The organism is Corynebacterium atrinae (assembly GCF_030408455.1).
GTDB classification, from domain to species: Bacteria; Actinomycetota; Actinomycetes; order Mycobacteriales; family Mycobacteriaceae; genus Corynebacterium; species Corynebacterium atrinae.
In genome coordinates, this window is the sequence record NZ_CP046977.1 from 255,881 (window position 1) to 273,798 (window position 17,918).

The following is a 17,918-nucleotide window of genomic DNA, read 5'->3' on the forward strand; positions in this document are numbered from 1 at the left end:
ATGTCCTTCCGGAGTGCGTTCTGGGCGGCCAGTGCTGGCTACGTCCTCGCCCGCGCCATCGACGTGCCCACGCTCCAGCGAGTGGCCAAACCGCTGGTCGTGCCACTGCTGGCGGCGGATGTCCTCCCGCGCTTCCAGCGCCGGGAACGCCCGCTCGCTGCGGCCGGCCTGCTAGGAGGGTGGGTCGGCGATGTCATCTTGCTTAACGACGTCCGCCTCGCCCCCGCCGCAGCCACCTTCGCCGTCAATCACGGCGCCTACCAGGTGTTGCTGTGGCACCGCGGCGCCCGGCCACGCCTGGGAGCGGTGGCGCTGCGCGCCATCCCGCTGGCGGCGGTGTCCTGGCTGGGCCGCGATCGCCTCAGCCTCGTGCTCAGCTACGGCGGCATGGTCGCCGCGACCTCGGCATTGGCGGCCGACCCGGTACTGCGGGGCCGGAGAGTAGCCCTCGGGGCGAACCTGTTCCTGCTGTCCGATGCGCTTATCTTTGCCCGCTCGGAACTCGACCTCCCCGATGACACGGTGGGGAGGGGAGTCGACGTCGCCGTCGCCGTGACATATGTCCTCGCCCAAAAGTTCCTCGCCGACGGCCTATCCTGGGGTCCATGTCGGTGAACTACATGGTCAGCCATACCCGCGCGGGTGTGGACGCTCTCGTCGCCTCCTTGGTGGCCGCGACCGAGGAACCGGAGCGCCTGGTCTACCTCGGGGTGGGAAAGCTCAACGTCATCTCGAAACTTCTGGGCTGGACCCGCGCTGATCGGGCGGTGACGCAGGTGGTGATGCCGGCCCTCGCCGGCTCGGTGCTTCGCCACGGGTCGTCGCCGGTGTTGCTGGCCGGACTGGCGGGCGGCTGGGTGGGTGACCGGGCCAAGCTCGTCCCGCCGGACCGGACACCGGTGTGGGGATTGTGCGGTATTGCGGCGAACCACGCGGCCTACGCGGTGGAGCTACATAGGCGAGGGGCGCGGCCGTCGATAAGCAGAAGCGGCCTGCGTGCCGCGGCGTGGGCCACCGGCGTGGGGCTGGCCAGCTGGCGGAAGAAGGAGCTTATTGCTCCGGCGACTATCGCTGGAGCTTTCGTGTGCGCGACGTCCACCCTGGCCGATGACCCCGCCCTGCAGGATGGCAGCACCCCGGCGAAGGGGCTGGGGCATGGGGGAAACTTGCTGCTGGTCGCAGAAGGTATGGCGTTGCTGCGGGAGACCCTGCTTACGGGGGATTCGGCTGCACATCGAGCAGTCGATGCCGCCATGCGGGCCGGGCAGATCATCGGCCACCTGCTCATCGTCGACGGGTTGACCCGAGACTAAACCTGTTAGGAACGGTCCGCCATGGTGGCGCGGATCGGTCGGGCCAGCTGAGTCATCTCCCGCCGCCCGCGCAGCTCCACCGACTTCATTATCGTCCACCTGGCCTGCTCAGCTTCGTTGGCACCGCGCAGTGTCGTGGCGTTGGTGAGCACCCGGCCGTCGGTGTCTTTCGCCAGCTCGGTGAGACGGGCGGCGGTGTTGACGGCGTCGCCAATGACGGTGTACTCGAAGCGATCCGAGCCGCCAATATGCCCGGCGACGACATGGCCGGCAGCGACGCCGATTCCCGCCTGCAGGGTCATGCCCTTGAGTTCTTGGCGGAGCTCGCGGGCGGCGGTGAGCGCGTGGGACGTGGCGTCGGAAAGCTGTAGTGGAGCGCCGAAGACGGCGAGTGCGGCGTCGCCCTGGAACTTGTTGATGATGCCCTTGTTGCGGTGCACCACCTTCACCACATGCTCGAAGAACTTGTTCAACTCCTCGACGACCTCCTCCGGGGAGTGATTGACGGCGAAGGTAGTGGAGCCGATGACGTCGACAAACAGCACCGCGACCTTGCGGTCCTCGCCGCCAAGGGTGGGACGCTCCTCTAACGCGCGCTTGGCTACCTCCGCGCCGACGTAGCGGCCGAAAATGTCGCGCACACGTTGGCGTTCCTTCAGTCCACGCATCATCTCGTTGAAGCCGGCCTGCAGGACACCCATTTCCGAGCCGTCGTAAATATCTACCTCCGCGTTGGTGTCACCGCGTCGGACCCGATTGATGGCCTCCTGCAGCTCGAGGATGGGGTCGACGACGCTCATGATGGCGAAGGTCGTACCGACAAACCCAGTGACTAGCGCCGTCAACGACAGAGCCACGATCGCCGGAATGAGCTCACCGGCGTTGCCCATGAAAAACCCCGCCTGCTGCGCGAGGGCCAACAGGAGGATTCCGACGACCGGCACCGCCGTAGTCATGATCCACGTCAAGCGCAGGCGCTGAGTAATCGGCGGCTCCAAGGTGGAATCCTCGAAACGACGCGCCAGCGCCTCGGTGGCGATGGGGCGAACAAGACGCTCGGCCTCGAGATACGTAAGTAGCACGACGACCATGCCAGCCAGCACCGTCGCCACACCAATAACCAGTGCCAGACGCCCACTCGAACTCGCGGCGACAGCCACCGCAATGGCAATGCCAATTCCCCACACGACAGCGCATACCAGCGCTTGATAACCGGGAATGCGCATGACGAGGTTGCGGACCATATTCGGGTCATGTGCCTCGGGGTGGCGCTGCCAGTCCAGCACCGGGCGGAACAACACCAGGGTGGCGGCCATGCCCACCACGACGGCAAACACCAAATACCCCAACCCGATGGCTTCGATGTAAGGGACCTTATGTGTGAAGTTGTGCACCTCTGGCATGGGGATGAGGAAGCGGATAAAAAGCATGATCGCCAGGGCGCCGAGAACGTTCGAGGCCAAGACCAGCGTGGCATACAGGGGCCACGAGGTCCCCCACAGCCACTTGATGGCTCGTAACAGTCGACTCATGGTTTCTAACTCTAACCCGCCAACCACTCCAACGCGGGCAGCACGTTGCGAGGGTGAATAGGCTGGTGCGCGTGAATAGTTCTCCCTCCTCCGTCGCCGACCGCCTCGCCGATACCCCAGGCGTTCGCGACACCGTCCTCCAGGCCGCGGGCGCCGCCCGGGCAAAGGCCCGCGGTGAGGTAACAGACCTGGGGCACGCGATGTCTCATTCCTGGGTCATCACTGGTCCCCCCGGCTCCGGACGCTCCAACGCGGCTGTCGCCTTCGCCGCCGCGCTGGTGTGCACCGATGCCACGGAGCTGGGCTGCGGCCGCTGCCAGGCTTGCCGAGACGTCTTCGCCGATGCCCACACCGACGTCGTTCACATCGTGCCCACTGAACTATCAATCAGCATCGAATCCATGCGTCGCGTCCGCCAGGAAGCCGCCCGCATGCCCACGATCTCCCCGTGGCGCATCATCATCATCGAAGACGCCGATCGCCTCTCCGAGCCCGCCGCCGACGCCCTCCTCATAACCGTCGAGGAACCGCCGGAGCACACCGTCATCCTCATGTGCGCCCCCTCCATCGACCCCCAAGACTTCTCCCCGACATTGCGGTCCCGCTGCCGCCACCTCTACATCCCGTTCCCCTCGGTGGACGAAATCGTTCGCATCCTCACCGAAGACACCGGTGCATCGCTTGACGACGCCCACCTAGCCGCCGTCACCTCCCTCCGACACATCGGACGCGCCCGCCGACTCGTCACCGATCCGAACAACCAAAAGCGCCGCGCCAGCATCCTCAATCTCTCCGAGTTGATCTTCCACCGCGACGAAGCCTTCAAAGCCTCCCTCCAGTTCATTCGAGCCGTAGAAAAGCAGGTCAAGGAAGAACTGGAAGAAGAAAACGCCCGCGAACTCGCCGAGCTTGAACGCGCACTCGGCAAAGGCGGACGCGGCAAAGGAACCCAACGCGCCTTGGACGGCTCCGCTTCCATGATTAAGGACCTGGAAAAGAAACAAAAGGCCCGCAAAACCCGCCGCACGCGCGACCCCCTCGACCTCGCCCTCGTCGACCTCACTGGCCTCTACCGCGACGCCCTCATGATCCGCACCGGAGCTAACGTCCCCCTAACCCACCCCGACTTCGAACCCCTCTCCCGTGAAATCTCTGGGCAAGTCAGCGAACCCGGCCTCGTCGCCTGCATGGACGCCATCGCCGCGTGCCGAGAACACATCCACACCAACGTCACTCCCGTCATCGCCTTCGACGGCATGATCGGCCGCATCCGCCAAGCCTGCCAAGTCTCCTGAGCAGCGATTTTTCCCATCCCTCGGGGTGCGCTAAGCTAACTCCTCGGTGACGCTTGCGCGCCACCGCGCCGCCTTAGCTCAGTCGGTAGAGCATTTCACTCGTAATGAAAAGGTCGCGAGTTCGATTCTCGCAGGCGGCTCCACAAAACCCCAGGTAGAACTTGGTTCTGCCTGGGGTTTCGTCGTGACTGCCTAGCCGACGAAAACCCGCACTTCCTAACAACTTGGCGGGTGTGGAAGGGGGATTGACCCCGGAGTTGTTAGGAAGTGCGGGTTTTGAAGTCCCTCGGGAGGGCCGCACGAACTGTGGTGGATTCTGGCCCCAGCTACGGCCTAGCATCAGGGCAGCAGGCGCGGCACAACCTTGCCCGTTTCGTTCCGGGGGAGCTCATCCATGAAGTGCACGTCGCGGGGGATGGAGTGCTCGGCGAGGTTGTCGCGGACGTGGGCGCGGATGGCGTCGTCCGTGAGGGCGGTGCCCTCGGGGTTGTCGTCGCGGACGACCCAGACGGCGATGCGTTGGAAGGTGGCGTCGTCGGGGACTCCGCCGGAGTAGACGTCGGCGATGCCGGGGAGGGCGTCGAGAATGTTGTCGACGGAGCGGGGATAGACGTTTTCGCCACCGACAATGATCATGTCGTCGGCGCGGCCGAGGACGCGGAGATGGCCGGTGTCGTCGAGGTAGCCGATGTCACCGATGCTGACGAGGCCGTGTGCGTGGTCGATGGGGATGTCGGGGTTGGAGTATCCGACGAGGGTGGTGGAGTTGCGAAGGTAAATGCGGCCCGGGGTGCCGGTAGGGACTTCGTCGCCGTGGTCGTCGAGGATTTTAAGCGTTGTGCCGGTGGCGATTTCGCCGGAGGTGGTGGGGTCGGCGGCGATTTCTTCGGCGGAGGCGACGGAAGCCAACGTCAGCTCGGTGGAGCCGTAAACGTTGCAGAGGATGGGGCCGAAGCGCTCGATAGTTTCCTCGACGAGGTGGGGGGTGAGAGCGTGGCCGGAGGAGACGATGAATTCGAGGTGAGAGGTGTCGTAGCGGTCGTTGTCGTCGACTTCGAGGATTTGTTTGAGGAAGACGGGGGAGGTGACCATGGCCTCGAGTTGGTGGGTATCGATGTCGCGTAGTACCTGTTCGGGGTCGAAAACCCGGTGGGTAACTATTGTGCCGCGGGCGGCTAACGCGATGTTGAGGGCGCCCCAGCCCCAGGTGTGGAAGATCGAGGCGTGGAGCTGGAGGCGGATATCAGCGCGCCAGGGGATCTTTTTCAAAATGCCGGCCAACACGAGAGGCAGGCGAGGCTCGGGGCGGATGACACCTTTGGGGATGCCGGAGGTCCCGGAGGACATGAGGACGATGGGACCGTGCTTGGGGAAGGCGGGCAGGGAAACACCGGAGGTGTCCCAGGGGTGAGTGACGATGTCGGCGAGGCTGGGGTAGGCCGGGGACGGGCTGGTGTGGTGGGCGATGATGATGTGGATGCCGCGGGCGTCGATAAGCGAGGTGTTGAGCCGGTCGACGAATTCCTCGTCGATGACGAGGACGTTGATGTCATTTTCCTCCAGGCAGCCGGAGAGCTGCTCGGGGGAGGAGCCGACGTTGAGGAGGTAGATAGCGGCGCCGGCGTAGCCCTTCGCGGCGAGGGGGTAGATGATGCCGCGGCCGTTGCGGGCCATGACTCCGAGGCGGATCTCGTCGAGCCCGAGGCTGAGGAGATGGCGGGCGACGGTGTGAGAGTTGTCGCGGAGCTGGCGATAGGTGAGCTCGCCGTCGTCGTCGATGAGCGCGAGGCGATGGGGGGTCGTGATGTGGCCTTGCTCTACCTCGCGGGCGGTGGTGAACCAGTATCGGGCCAGGACCGCCGGGGTGGAGAGTATTGTCGCCGCGCTGCCGTGAAGGCTGACGATTCTGGAGCGGAGAACGGAGGGGACAAACTCGCCGAGGGCTCGGGCGGTGGAGGCCGATTCGCGGAGGCGGCTAAGGCTAAACACGTCGGTTGTGCTCCTTTGAGGTGGATATGTGCTCTCCACCACGCTAGTTTGTGGGTACTAAGTAACGCTAGTTATATGTTTAACGACTTAAAATACGTTACGGTAACGTAAGTTACCTGCTCTCGATTACGTGAAGGATGCCTCGCATGCCCGTCCGACTCGTCGGCACTACCGCCCGCCGCTTTGCCCTCCTGGGGGCCGCTCTCATACTCCTCGCGGGCGTGATCTTCGCCCCGGCGTCTCACGCGCAGCAGCGCAACCTGGTGGTTTTCGGCGACTCGATCATCGCCGACACTCCGACGCCGGAGTACTTGGCCAACCGGATCGGTAGTCTCAGCTCCGGTTCTTCGGATGGCTCCAGCGTCGCGGAATGCCCGACCTCGGCCAACAACTACGGTATCCGCGCCGGGTACAAGCTCGGGCTTCCGGCCTGGGATTATTCCTGCGCCGGTACCACATCCATTTCGAATGGACCACAGTTCTCCCGCCAAGTGGATCGTGCGCTCGCCACCGGCGCGCTGACCCCGGCGACGGCCCGCGTGATCATTACCACGGGTTTCAACGACACCTACAACAACTCCGGTCAGTCGGACGAGGTCATCCGCGCCCGCTTTGTAGACGCCATGGCTCCGCAGGTCCAGCGCATTAGGTCGGCTGCCCCCAACGCCCGCATCCAGATCGTCGGCTACTCCGCGATTACCGACGGAGGGAACGTCTGCCTCGTCCACGTTGGTGCCAATATTCACGACCGCACCCCGGCCCCGCAGGTCTCCCGCTGGGAAAACCTCGCCCAAGGCATGCAGTCCGACCTGGCGCGCGCCACGGGCACCCAGTTCGTTGATATGAAGCCGCACACCTGGGGAAACAGCATGTGCGCCCCCGATGGTCAGCGCACCTGGGCCGGTCTTGTTGACTTCCATGCGGGCTCCGGCAACATGCCGATCCACATGACCTCCGCTGGCCACGAGAAGGTCGCCAACGTCATCGCGGCGTCCTAGGCCCACCCTGCGGATTGATCAGTACCCTGGGGTCTTACTCAAATCACCCCACGTAAGGAGCTGATCTAGATGAGCACCACTGTTACCGGGATCATCGCGCGCACCAAGGGCGCAGCGGTAGAGACAACAGAGATTGTCATCCCCGATCCGGGTCCCCATGACGTCGTCGTCGCCATTCAGGCGTGCGGCGTCTGCCATACGGACCTGGCGTATCGGGACGGCGACATCGCTGACGAGTTCCCCTTCCTCCTCGGGCATGAGGCCGCAGGCGTGGTGGAAGAAGTTGGAGAGCAGGTCACCCACGTGCAGCCGGGAGACTTCGTCATCCTCAACTGGCGCGCAGTGTGCGGTGAGTGCCGGGCGTGCCTTAAGGGTGAGCCGAAGTACTGCTTTAACACCCATAACGCGTCGAAAAAGATGACGCTGACTGATGGCACGGAGCTCAGCCCCGCCCTCGGCATCGGGGCTTTCGCGGAGAAAACCCTTGTCCACGAGGGGCAGTGCACCAAGGTCAATCCAGAGGAGGATCCGGCCGCGGCAGGCCTGCTCGGGTGCGGCATCATGGCTGGGTTGGGTGCGGCGGTCAACACTGCCGATATCCAGCGCGGCGAATCGGTGGCGGTCTTCGGTCTCGGCGGGGTCGGCATGGCAGCGATCGCGGGTGCGAAGCTGGCGGGTGCGACGACGATCATCGGCGTGGACATCGATCCCCGCAAGCTGGAGCTGGCGAAGGAGTTCGGTGCCACCGACACCATCAATTCCTCCGACTTCAGCGGTGAGGGGGAAGACAACGGGGTCGTGGCCAAGGTCCGCGAGCTCACCGGAGGCTTCGGCGCCGATGTGACTATCGACGCCGTGGGCATCATGCCCACCTGGCAGCAGGCGTTCTACTCCCGCGACCATGCTGGTCGCATGGTCATGGTCGGCGTCCCCAACCTCACTTCGCGTATCGACGTCCCCGCCATCGATTTCTACGGCCGTGGCGGCTCGGTGCGTCCGGCCTGGTACGGCGATTGCCTGCCGGAACGTGACTTTCCCACCTACGTCGACCTGCACCTGCAGGGCCGTTTTCCCCTGGGCAACTTCGTCTCCGAGAGGATTGGCCTCAACGATGTCGAGGAGGCCTTCGCCACCATGAAAGCCGGCGACGTCCTGCGATCGGTGGTGGTCCTCTAATGAGCACCCTGCGCATTGATCACGTGGAAACCACCGGCATCTTCGCCCTCGACGGCGGCGAATGGCAGGTGGACAACAACATCTGGCTCGTCGGCGACGACTCCGAGGTCTACATTATCGACGCCGCGCACGACGCCGCCCCGATCATCGAGGCGGTCGGCAGGCGCAAGGTCAAGGGCATCTTGTGCACCCACGGGCACAACGATCACATCACCGTCGCCCCCGAGCTGTCCGAGCGTCTCGACGCCCCGATACTCCTGCATCCCGGCGATCTCATGCTGTGGCAGGACACCCACCCCGGCCTCGAGCCGGAAACCATGCACGACGGCCAGGTGTTCCACATCGCAGGCACCGACATGCAGGTGCTCAACACCCCTGGTCATTCCCCGGGTTCCTGTTGCCTCTACCTCCCCGAGGCTGGAGAGCTCTTCTCCGGAGACACCCTCTTCCAGGGTGGCCCGGGCGCGACGGGGCGCAGCTACTCCTCCTTCGACACCATCATCGAGTCACTGCAGCGCTCCGTGCTTGATCTACCGCCCGAGACGATCGTGCGCACCGGCCACGGCGACCACACCACCGTCGGCGCGGAGGCCCCGCACCTCGAAGAGTGGATCCGGCGGGGTCACTAGACGCGAGACCTGTGGTGATGTGAACGGTTGGAGTGCCAAAATTCTCTAGAATGAATGGTAGCATCTAGCGTTTTCGCAGGTCGTGGGAAATCGCGTTTCGCATTCTAGAGAATTTTGGCACCCTACCCCGTGATCGCGACGCCCTGATCGCGACCGGAACTACGCCCTCGAATCTGACTCGCTGTTAGGGTGATGGCATGAACACTCTTGTCACCGGCGGCGCCGGCTTCATCGGATCCCACCTGGTTGATCTGCTTATTGCGGAGGGCCACGACGTGGTGGTCATCGATAATCTCTCCCACGGCAAGCTCGCCAACCTGGAAGAGGCGCAGGCGACCGGGCATCTCACCTTCTTGGAAGCTGACCTGCTGGACGTTGACTTTGACGCGGTCGTCGAGAAGCATCAGCCGGAGGTGATTTTCCACCTGGCGGCCCAGATCGATGTGCGGGAGTCGGTTGCGGATCCGCTGCATGATGCGCAGACGAATATCCTCGCGACCATTCGTCTCGCTGAGGCAGCTCGCCGCCACGGCGTGCGCAAGGTGGTTCACACTTCTTCCGGCGGTTCGATTTATGGCATGCCTAATCAGTTCCCCGTCGATGAGTCGGTGCCGGTGGATCCCCATTCCCCCTACGCGGCGAGCAAGGTGGCGGGGGAAATTTACCTCAACACTTTCCGCCACCTCTACGACGTCGACTGCTCGCACATCGCGCCCGCCAACGTTTATGGCCCGCGCCAAGATCCTCACGGTGAGGCTGGCGTCGTAGCCATCTTCTCCCAGCGCCTGCTTGCCGGGGAGCCGACCCGGGTGTTTGGCGGGGGTAACAACACCCGCGACTACGTCTTCGTCGGCGATGTCGTGCGTGCCTTCTACCTGGCATCGGGGGAGAAGGGCTCGGGGATGCGCTTCAACATCGGTACCTCGATGGAAACCTCTGACCGGGAGCTGCACTCGCTCGTGGCCCAGGCGGCAGGGGCGGAGGATAACCCGGAATTCGCTCCGGCTCGCCTAGGCGACGTGCCTCGTTCAGCCTTGTCCTATGCGCGAGCTCAGGAGGTGCTCGGTTGGGAGCCCCTGACCCCGATTGCGGATGGTGTCGCGCAGACGGTGGAGTACTTCCGTACCCACTAACAGGTGGCTTAAGCCTCGTCCTGCGCAACGGGGGGCACCGCATTTTGCAGTGCCACGGCGCGGGCGAGGCGGGCGTAGCGCAGTTCCTGCTCGCGGAACCGGATCCACGTGGACAACGTGGTGAACATGAATGCGATGACCAGGACGTACAGCAGCAGGTCGGTGCCGCGATCCACGCCGATCCAATTGGCGATGACGGTGAGATCATCCGGGCGCAGGACAGCCCAAACCGCGGCGATGATGAAGACGATGAAGCCGATCTTCACCCCCGCCTTGGCGCGGGCCTTGCGGCGGTTGGTGAGGAAGTAGAATCCCAACGCCACCGTGGCGCAAAGAAGCAGGACTTGGATGAGAGTGGAGAACACTTAAAGCCTCCTGGAAAGCATGCCGTCGGCCAAAATGTTCACGCCGTTGATGAGGGATTGGCCCTTGCTCATCGAATACTCAGTGTAAAGAATATCGACTGGCTCCTCGGCCACGCGCCAGTGCTTGTCCGAGATCATCGAGACGATCTCGGACGCATGGGACATGCCATTCATGCGGATATTCATTTCGTCGGCGACCTTTTTGTTGAAGGCACGCAGACCATTATGCGCATCCGACAGTCCGAGGCGGCGCGTGGTGGGGGAGAGCATGACAACGGTTTTGAGCACGAGGCGCTTGATCCACGGCACCTGATCGTCCGCCGCGCGGGGGCGACCGAAGCGGGTGCCCACGACGATGTCCAAGGGCTCGGTGCGCAGGCGCTCCACCATGCGGACCACATCTTTGACCTGGTGTTGCCCGTCGGCGTCGAAGGTGACAAAGTACTTCGCTCCGGGTTGCTTGCGTGCGTACTCGATGCCGGTCTGAATACCGGCGCCCTGGCCCAGGTTCACGGGGTGATTGACCAGGTGAGCGCCGCCCGCCATGATCTTCTCGGCGGAATCATCGGGGGAGCCGTCATTGACGGCGACGATGTTGGGAAACGTCTTCCGCGCGTTCTCGATGACATCCTGAATCACGGTGCCCTCGCTATAACACGGGATGACCAGCCAGGTGTCTTGAAATTGCTCCACAACTCCGAGACTCTACCGCAGATTGCCCATCTGCCGGGTCAAGGATCCTGCGATTTGGGAAATCTAGCGGTGGAACAGCTTCGAGTACACCCTCGTGAGCAACGCGGTTGGCAGGAGGCGGTAGGCCGTGCGAATGCCTAAGTTGAGGATCGCGCGCGGCCGGGAGATTAGGCCGTAGCGGACGAGGTTGTCCTGCATCTGCTTCTCGGCGGCGAACATTCCCTTGCCGGTGCGGCGCTCGAATTGGGCGGCGGACGTACGGAAGTAGGTTAGTGGTTCGGGGAGGTTGTGGAAGCGAGCCCCGGAGGCGAGCAGCCGCGCCCAGAGGTCGTAATCCTCCATGTGGTGGACGTCGCGGTAGCCGCCGGCAGACTTTATGGCGGCCACTTTCATCATCACGGAGGGGTGGTTAACCGGGGAGTTGAGCAGGGCATAGCGGGCGATGGCATCGTGCGATTCGGGAAGCGCACGGGTCTTGGTAGCCGCGGCGCTGAGGTCGCCCGTTGCGTGCCAGGCTTCATCATCGAATTCACGCATTGCCGTTCCCAAGATGGCCACGTCGGGGTGTTCGGACAGCCAAGCCAATTGAGTTTCCAAGCGTTCTGGGGCGGCGATGTCGTCGGTATCCAGACGCGCCACGTAGGTGGTGGTAATGGTGTTTAGCCCTGCTTGCAGGGCTTTGCCCAGTCCGTTGTTGATGGCCAAGTGGATGCGCCTCAGCTCAGGATGTCCAGCTCCGTGGGCGTCGAGGACTTCTTCGAGTGCGGTTGTCAGTGGCCCGTCTTCCACCATCACTACCTCATCGGCAGGTCGTGTTTGAGCCCACAGGCTGTCCAGGGCGGCAGCCAGTTCCGTGGGGTCGCTGCCACGGTAGACGGAAAGGAGGACGGAAACTTCTGGCATGGGAGAAATCCTAGTGAATTAGCGGTCGCGTACGACGTTGAGCAGGTACTCCCCGTACCCGGACTTCAGCAGTGGCTGGGCCAAAGCTTCGAGTGCAGCAGCGTTGATGAAGCCTTCGCGGTAGGCGGCGACTTCGGGGGAGCCGATGATGGTGCCGGTGCGTTTCTGGATGACCTCGACGTAGGAGGAGGCCTCGCTCATCGAATCGAAGGTGCCGGTGTCGAGCCAGACGTCGCCGCGTTGTAGTCGCTGGACTTGGAGCTCGCCCAGGCTTAAGTAGGCGTCGTTGACGGCGGTGATTTCTAGTTCGCCGCGTGCGCTGGGTTGGATGTGGCGGGCGATGTCGACGACGCGGTTGTCGTAGAAGTACAGGCCCACGACCGCGTAGTTCGACTTTGGCACGGCGGGTTTTTCTTCGATGGACAGGGCCTGCCCGGCGGCATCGAATTCGACGACGCCGTAGCGTTCTGGGTCGGAGACTTCGTAGGCGAAAACGATGCCGCCGTGGGGGTTGCGGCATTGCGGGAGGCTGCCGGTGAATTGGTAGCCCTCGAAGATGTTGTCGCCGAGGACGAGGGCGACATCGTCGCTGCCGATGAAGTCGGCACCAATGAGGAACGCCTGCGCGAGGCCCTCCGGGGCGGGTTGCACGGCGTAGTCGAGCATGATGCCCCACTGGGAGCCGTCGCCAAGTAGCCGTTGGAAGCTGGGCTGATCCTCAGGTGTGGTGATCACGAGGATTTCCCGGATGCCCGCCTGCATGAGGGTGGACAGCGGGTAGTAGATCATGGGCTTGTCATAGATCGGCATGAGCTGCTTGCTGATGCCTTGGGTGATCGGTGCGAGCCGCGTCCCGGATCCGCCGGCCAAGATGATGCCCTTCATGACAGATATCGTGCCAGGCCGTCGCGCCACGGGCGGGGAGCAAACCCCGTTGCTTCGATCTTCGTCAGATCGAGAGTGCTTATCGACGGCCGCGGGGCATGCGGTCGTCCCTCAAAGTACAGCCTCGTGCTCACCGGGTGCACGGCACCCGGGTCGTGGCCGAGGAGGGTGAAAGTCTCTCGGGCGAGCTCGTCCCAGGCGACTTCGTCGCCGGAATTGCTGAGGTTGTAGGTTCCGTACGCAGGGGTGGTGGCCAGGAGGTGGACGATTCCGGCGGCGAGGTCGTCGGCGAAGGTGGGGCGCCCGCGTTGGTCGTTGACCACGTGAGGTTCGACGCCCTTGGCCGCGAGCTGCGCCATGGTGTCCACGAAGTTTTTGCCTTCGCCCACGACCCAGCCGGTGCGGACGATGTAGTGGCGCGGGCAGGTGGCCACGGCGAGGTCACCGGCGGCCTTGGACTGCCCGTACACCCCGAGCGGGCTCACCGGATCGGTTTCAAGGTAGGGCCGCGAAGTAGCGCCATCGAAGACGTAGTCGGAGGAGAGGTGCACCAGGGTGAGGTTGTTGTCGGTGGCGATGCGCGCGAGCTTCATCGGTCCCTCGGCATTGACCTGCCAGGCGCGGGCTCGGTCGGTTTCGGCCTGGTCGACGTCGGTATAGGCGGCAGCGTTGATGATCGCGGAGTACTGCCGCCACGGCCGCTCCGGGGGATTGGTGATGTCGAGTTCCGCCCTCGTACAAAACTGCGCGTCCGGGAGGACGCGCCGCAGGGCGCGGCCGACCTGCCCGTCGGCCCCGGTGACGAGGACGCGGCGGGGCGGGAGGGGGGAGGCGTCGATAAGCGAAGGGTGGCTTCGGTCCTTGCCGGAGATTTCCGTCGGCTCCAGCGGCCAATTGATGAGGTCGAGGTTGACGTTGGCGTAGTTACCCTGCGGTGACCAATGGTCGTTGACCAGGTAAATGTAGGTCGTGGCGTCCTCGAGGGCCTGGAAGCCGTTGGCCACGCCGCGGGGCACGAACACGCCCGTCGCGGGATTGATCTCGACCTCGTGGGTCTGGCCATAGGTCGGCGAGCCCTCGCGCAAATCGCACCACGCGCCGTGGACCCGGCCCGTGGCCACCGAGACCAGCTTGTCCCAGGGCTCCGCGTGCAGACCGCGGGTGACGCCGCGCTTGGCGTTGAAGGAGACGTTGCTTTGGACCGGCCGGAAATCAGGCAGCCCGGCGGCAAGCATCTTCTCCCGCTGCCAATTCTCCTTGAACCATCCGCGGTTATCGCCGCGGACGTCGAGGTCAATAATCAGCAGCCCCTCGATGGGCGTGTGATGAACCCGCATCTACTGTCCTCTCTCCGCGTAGCCAGCCTCAATCTGCTCCTTCGCAGGCCGCCACCAATCCTCATTGTGGCGGTACCAGTCGATGGTGTGGAGCAGTCCCTCGCGCATACCGGTCTCCGTGTCGGTGTAGTGCGGCACCCACCCAAGCTCCCGGCGCAGCTTCGTGGAATCCATGGCGTAGCGCTGGTCGTGGCCGGGGCGATCGGCGACATGCTCAAAGCCCGGCGCGTCCATGAGCTCGCAGATCAACGAGATGACCTGCTTGTTGTTCACGTGATCATTGTCGGCGCCGATGTTGTATGTTTCGCCCGCCCGGCCGCGCTCGAGGATGAGGTGGACGGCGGCGTTGTGGTCATCGACGTGGATCCAATCCCGCACTTGCTCACCCGTGCCGTACAGCTTTGGCGTGCGGCCGGAGAGAATATTGGTGATCTGGCGGGGGATGAACTTCTCGATGTGCTGGTAGGGGCCGTAATTGTTGGAACAATTGGAGATGGTGGCGTTGAGGCCGAAGGAACGAATCCACGCACGCACCAGGTGATCAGATCCGGCCTTGGTTGCCGAATAGGGGCTCGACGGGTTGTAGGGGGTGGACTCGGTGAAACGCTGCGGGTCATCGAGTGCCAGATCGCCGAAGACCTCGTCGGTGGAGATGTGGTGCAGGCGCTTGCCGTGTCGGCGCACCGCCTCCAGGATCGTGAACGTGCCCACGAGGTTGGTGTCGACGAAGGGGCGCGGGTCCCGCAAAGAATTGTCGTTGTGCGACTCGGCGGCGAAGTGGACGACGATGTCGCTGCGCTCGACGAGGGAATCGACGAGGTGGGCATCCGAGATGTCGCCCTCGACAAATTCCACGCGGGACGGGTCGAGGCCATCCAGGCTGGCGCGGTTGCCGGCGTAGGTCAGCTTGTCCAGGACAATAATGTGATCAGCGGGGTAGCGCTGCGCGGTCATGCGCACGAAATTCGATCCGATAAACCCGGCGCCCCCGGTGACCAGCAGTGTCCTCATGGTTGACCACTATACGTGGCCGCTACGGGGCGGCAGGCAGTGTTGTCGGGGCCGTCGCCGCGCCGGATCCATGACCCCGCAAGGCCGACACATGGACCAACCCACCGGCCAATGGTCCGAAGATGAGGGCGGTGCACACCCGGGCCTCTAGCGACAGCGGGGCGAGCCACAGAATGCCAAACGCCACGACTGACGAGGTCACCCACCCGGCGACGTAGGCGCGGTGTTGTTCCTGCGCGAGCGTCGCCGTGCCGGTGACGATGAGGGAGCCTGTGAACGCCGACGCCAGCGTCAAGATGGCCAGGATGGGACCCGGTACCCACAGTCCTGCGGGGAAGAAGTTATCCAAGATCCACGGGCCGATGAGCCAGGCCAATCCCGCGCCGACGAGACCCAGGGCGAGCACCCCGAGGATGGGCATGACCAGCGCGCTGAAGAGCCGATCGCGCTGCTCGACGAAACGAACAATGAGCGCCGATTGGAAGCGCTGCAGCGGCACGAGGATCGGCGCGCGGGTAAACGTCACGGCGTTGATGATGCCAGCCACCGTGGTCACCGTTCCAGCATCCGGTGCCGAAGTGGACTGGACAAATACCGGGAAGCCCGTAATCAACGCCGCCGACGCCCCGGAGGCGAGCATGGCTGAGCCCACCCGTCGGGCCAGCATGGAGGTGTCCACGTCGACGGGGCTGGCAACCTTTGCGCGCACCGTCGGCGACAGACCTAAGACGATGAGCCAGCTCAGCGCGCCGATAACGGTAATGAGGATGAATGCCTCGATGCCCCAGCCCGCCTGCCATGCCGCCAAGGCCAGGAGCAGGCGCACTCCCGAATCCAGCGCGACCAAACCCGCGTACTGCGTCCACAGGTTCAGCCCCGACAACACCCCAGAAAGTACCGATTGGAAGGCGTAGGTAAACAGCCCGAAGGCGAGGAAGGCGGTCGCCATCGACGTCTCCACGTTCCCTCGCATGAGCGTGGGCATCCACAGGGCACCGACGATCAGGGCAACCACGAGGGTCGCCGCGCCGACGATGAACCCGAGCAACCAAGGGCGGCCGTTGCCGAGCCGGGACGAGCTGCGGGCACCGGCAACCGCCCGGGTCGTTTCCTGCATGAGCCCGTCGAGGAAACCAGTGGCGGCGAAAAACAACCCCCAGAAGGCCTGGAAGGCGGCTAGTTCAAAGTCATCCAGCGCCCAGGCGGCGACGTAGAGGACAACGAATCCGGAGAGCGCCGCGAAGACCGTCGCCAGGCTCAGCGCCCTCATCCGGGGAACTCGGGCAATTCGCGTTGGTTCAACCACGACGCCCACAGGTTCTCTACTGCCGCGTCCGCGATCCCTAGCTCCCGCGCTTCGGCCAGCACCTCCCGCTTGAGGTCGATGGGCTCCACGACGGAGTGACGGCCCGCCGCGACGTAGCGGCGGAGCATGCGGAAGAAGGGGGCGTCGCCAAGCATGACCCGCAACGCGTGGACCGTGAGGGCCCCACGCTTGTACACCCGATCGTCGAACATATCCCGCGGGCCGGGATCGGCGAGCAGGAGGTCTTGGGGCAGCGCCCGGAGCTTGTCATAGTGTTCCCGGGCGGAATCGGCGGCCGGGCGGCCGGTGGAGTGCTCAAACCACAACCACTCGGCGTAGCAGGCAAAACCTTCGTTGAGCCAGATGTCGTTCCACTGGGCCAAACCCAGGGAGTTGCCGAACCACTGGTGCGAGAGCTCGTGGGCGATGAGGCGCTCCCACGCATGGTCGCCGGCGATGTGGTTGGCCCCGAAGATGGACAATCCTTGGGCCTCCAGGGGGATTTCTAGCTCGTCCTCGCAGACCACGACGGTGTACGCGTCGAAAGGATAAGGTCCGAAAAGCTCGGTGTAGAGGTCGAGCATGGCGGCTTGGTCGCGGAGCTCCTCGATCGCTCGGTCGCGCAACGGTGCCGAAACCCAGGCGGTCACCGCTGGGCGCGCCGACTCCTCCCGCAATGTCAGGGGTACGTACTCGCCGATCTGCACGGTAGCCAGGTACGTCGCCATTGGCTGGTCAGCCCGGTACTCCCAGGTCGTGCGGGAACCAGAGGTGCGCTTGCCCGTCAGGGTGCCATTGGCGACGACCGCGTAAGGGCTGTCCGCAGTAATCGAAAACTCGTAGCGGGCTTTCTCATCCGGGGTGTCATCGCAGGGGAACCAGCTCGGCGCGCCACACGGCTGCGACGCCACCAGTGCACCATTGGTGAGTTCCTCCCAGCCGAGCCCACCCCAGGCAGTACGGATCGGGCGGGGGGTGCCCGAGTAGCGAATGGTCAGGGAGAACTCCGAGTCGACGGGCACCTCATCTCGGAAGGTCAGACGCAGCTTTCCGCCTGCTTGGCGGAAGCGCTGGACCTGCACCGTGCGGCCCGCGCTGCCCTGGGCGGTCACCTTGCTCACTCGCATGCTGGGGGCAAGATCCAGCGTCATCGACGGCAGCGGCTTCCAATTGTCCAGCCGCAACGTGGCCACGCCGGTGAGGTTGTTAGGCCCCACCCGATAGTTCAGGTCCAGATGATAGGCCCGGACGTGGTAGCCGAGGTTGAAGTCGACCCCTGTGTAATCGTCGCGGGTACCGGGGATCGGAGTGGTGCGCAGCCTATGCAAGATCATCGTCCAACGATGCTACTCC

The 17,918-nt window shown here is 64.1% G+C and carries 17 protein-coding genes and 1 tRNA gene; 8 read left to right on the forward strand and 10 right to left on the reverse strand.

Annotation, left to right across the window (positions count from 1 at the left end; translation table 11 throughout):
• Together CATRI_RS01325 and CATRI_RS01330 are read left to right on the forward strand one after the other, a co-directional pair.
• Positions 1-615: a lysoplasmalogenase family protein gene (locus tag CATRI_RS01325; protein WP_290218978.1), complete on the forward strand. Its 615-nt coding sequence runs from the start codon at positions 1-3 to the stop codon at positions 613-615.
• Positions 606-1,313 (forward strand): lysoplasmalogenase family protein, encoded by a 708-nt coding sequence (locus tag CATRI_RS01330; protein ID WP_290218979.1) that lies wholly within the window; start codon positions 606-608, stop codon positions 1,311-1,313. Before CATRI_RS01325 ends, CATRI_RS01330 begins: the two co-directional genes overlap by 10 nt.
• Positions 1,314-1,318: 5 nt before the next feature.
• On the opposite strand, the gene CATRI_RS01335 is transcribed toward CATRI_RS01330, so the two are convergent.
• Positions 1,319-2,845: an adenylate/guanylate cyclase domain-containing protein gene (locus CATRI_RS01335; protein ID WP_290218980.1), complete on the reverse strand. Its 1,527-nt coding sequence runs from the start codon at positions 2,843-2,845 to the stop codon at positions 1,319-1,321.
• Positions 2,846-2,907: 62 nt separating this feature from the next.
• Here CATRI_RS01335 and CATRI_RS01340 point away from each other — a divergent pair, with 62 nt between their 5' ends.
• Together CATRI_RS01340 and CATRI_RS01345 are read left to right on the forward strand one after the other, a co-directional pair.
• Positions 2,908-4,140: a DNA polymerase III subunit delta' gene (locus tag CATRI_RS01340; protein ID WP_435384188.1), complete on the forward strand. Its 1,233-nt coding sequence runs from the start codon at positions 2,908-2,910 to the stop codon at positions 4,138-4,140.
• A gap of 67 nt (positions 4,141-4,207) precedes the next feature.
• Positions 4,208-4,283: transfer RNA gene (locus CATRI_RS01345), tRNA-Thr, on the forward strand.
• Positions 4,284-4,479: 196 nt separating this feature from the next.
• On the opposite strand, the gene CATRI_RS01350 is transcribed toward CATRI_RS01345, so the two are convergent.
• Positions 4,480-6,129 carry an AMP-binding protein gene (locus tag CATRI_RS01350; RefSeq protein ID WP_290218983.1) on the reverse strand — a complete coding sequence of 550 codons (1,650 nt, stop codon included), beginning with the start codon at positions 6,127-6,129 and terminating at the stop codon, positions 4,480-4,482.
• A 146-nt stretch (positions 6,130-6,275) separates the two neighbouring features.
• On the opposite strand from CATRI_RS01350, the gene CATRI_RS01355 reads away from it, so the two are divergent.
• The 4 genes from CATRI_RS01355 (at position 6,276) to CATRI_RS01370 (ending at position 10,065) form a co-directional block, all read left to right on the forward strand.
• Positions 6,276-7,127 carry a GDSL-type esterase/lipase family protein gene (locus CATRI_RS01355; protein WP_290218985.1) on the forward strand — a complete coding sequence of 284 codons (852 nt, stop codon included), beginning with the start codon at positions 6,276-6,278 and terminating at the stop codon, positions 7,125-7,127.
• A gap of 69 nt (positions 7,128-7,196) precedes the next feature.
• The gene (locus CATRI_RS01360; RefSeq protein WP_290218987.1) at positions 7,197-8,303 is read left to right on the forward strand and encodes an S-(hydroxymethyl)mycothiol dehydrogenase; all 1,107 of its coding nucleotides are present in this window, start codon (positions 7,197-7,199) and stop codon (positions 8,301-8,303) included.
• Entirely contained in the window at positions 8,303-8,932 is a 630-nt protein-coding gene (locus CATRI_RS01365) for an MBL fold metallo-hydrolase (RefSeq protein ID WP_290218989.1), read from the forward strand. Before CATRI_RS01360 ends, CATRI_RS01365 begins: the two co-directional genes overlap by 1 nt.
• Before the next feature lie 197 nt (positions 8,933-9,129).
• Positions 9,130-10,065, forward strand: a complete 936-nt coding sequence (locus CATRI_RS01370) for an NAD-dependent epimerase/dehydratase family protein (protein WP_290218991.1) — start codon at positions 9,130-9,132, stop codon at positions 10,063-10,065.
• 8 nt (positions 10,066-10,073) lie between these two features.
• Here the strand turns inward: CATRI_RS01370 and CATRI_RS01375 are convergent, their stop codons facing one another.
• The 8 genes from CATRI_RS01375 to CATRI_RS01410 form a co-directional block, all read right to left on the reverse strand.
• Positions 10,074-10,430 (reverse strand): DUF2304 domain-containing protein, encoded by a 357-nt coding sequence (locus CATRI_RS01375; RefSeq protein ID WP_290218993.1) that lies wholly within the window; start codon positions 10,428-10,430, stop codon positions 10,074-10,076.
• Positions 10,431-11,123 (reverse strand): polyprenyl-phospho-N-acetylgalactosaminyl synthase PpgS, encoded by a 693-nt coding sequence (gene ppgS / locus CATRI_RS01380; protein ID WP_290218996.1) that lies wholly within the window; start codon positions 11,121-11,123, stop codon positions 10,431-10,433.
• Between the two features lie 63 nt (positions 11,124-11,186).
• A complete protein-coding gene (locus CATRI_RS01385; RefSeq protein WP_290218998.1) occupies positions 11,187-12,026 on the reverse strand; it encodes a glycosyltransferase in 840 nt (279 codons plus the stop codon).
• An 18-nt stretch (positions 12,027-12,044) separates the two neighbouring features.
• Positions 12,045-12,911, reverse strand: a complete 867-nt coding sequence (rfbA, locus tag CATRI_RS01390) for a glucose-1-phosphate thymidylyltransferase RfbA (protein ID WP_290219001.1) — start codon at positions 12,909-12,911, stop codon at positions 12,045-12,047.
• Positions 12,908-14,248: a dTDP-4-dehydrorhamnose reductase gene (rfbD, locus tag CATRI_RS01395; RefSeq protein ID WP_290219003.1), complete on the reverse strand. Its 1,341-nt coding sequence runs from the start codon at positions 14,246-14,248 to the stop codon at positions 12,908-12,910. The genes rfbA and rfbD overlap by 4 nt, the downstream gene beginning before the upstream one ends.
• A complete protein-coding gene (gene rfbB / locus CATRI_RS01400; RefSeq protein ID WP_290219005.1) occupies positions 14,249-15,259 on the reverse strand; it encodes a dTDP-glucose 4,6-dehydratase in 1,011 nt (336 codons plus the stop codon).
• A gap of 22 nt (positions 15,260-15,281) precedes the next feature.
• The gene (locus CATRI_RS01405; protein ID WP_290219007.1) at positions 15,282-16,529 is read right to left on the reverse strand and encodes a polysaccharide biosynthesis protein; all 1,248 of its coding nucleotides are present in this window, start codon (positions 16,527-16,529) and stop codon (positions 15,282-15,284) included.
• Complete coding sequence (locus CATRI_RS01410; protein ID WP_290219010.1) at positions 16,526-17,899, reverse strand: M1 family metallopeptidase; 1,374 nt, start codon at positions 17,897-17,899, stop codon at positions 16,526-16,528. Before CATRI_RS01410 ends, CATRI_RS01405 begins: the two co-directional genes overlap by 4 nt.
• Positions 17,900-17,918: the final 19 nt, after the last annotated feature.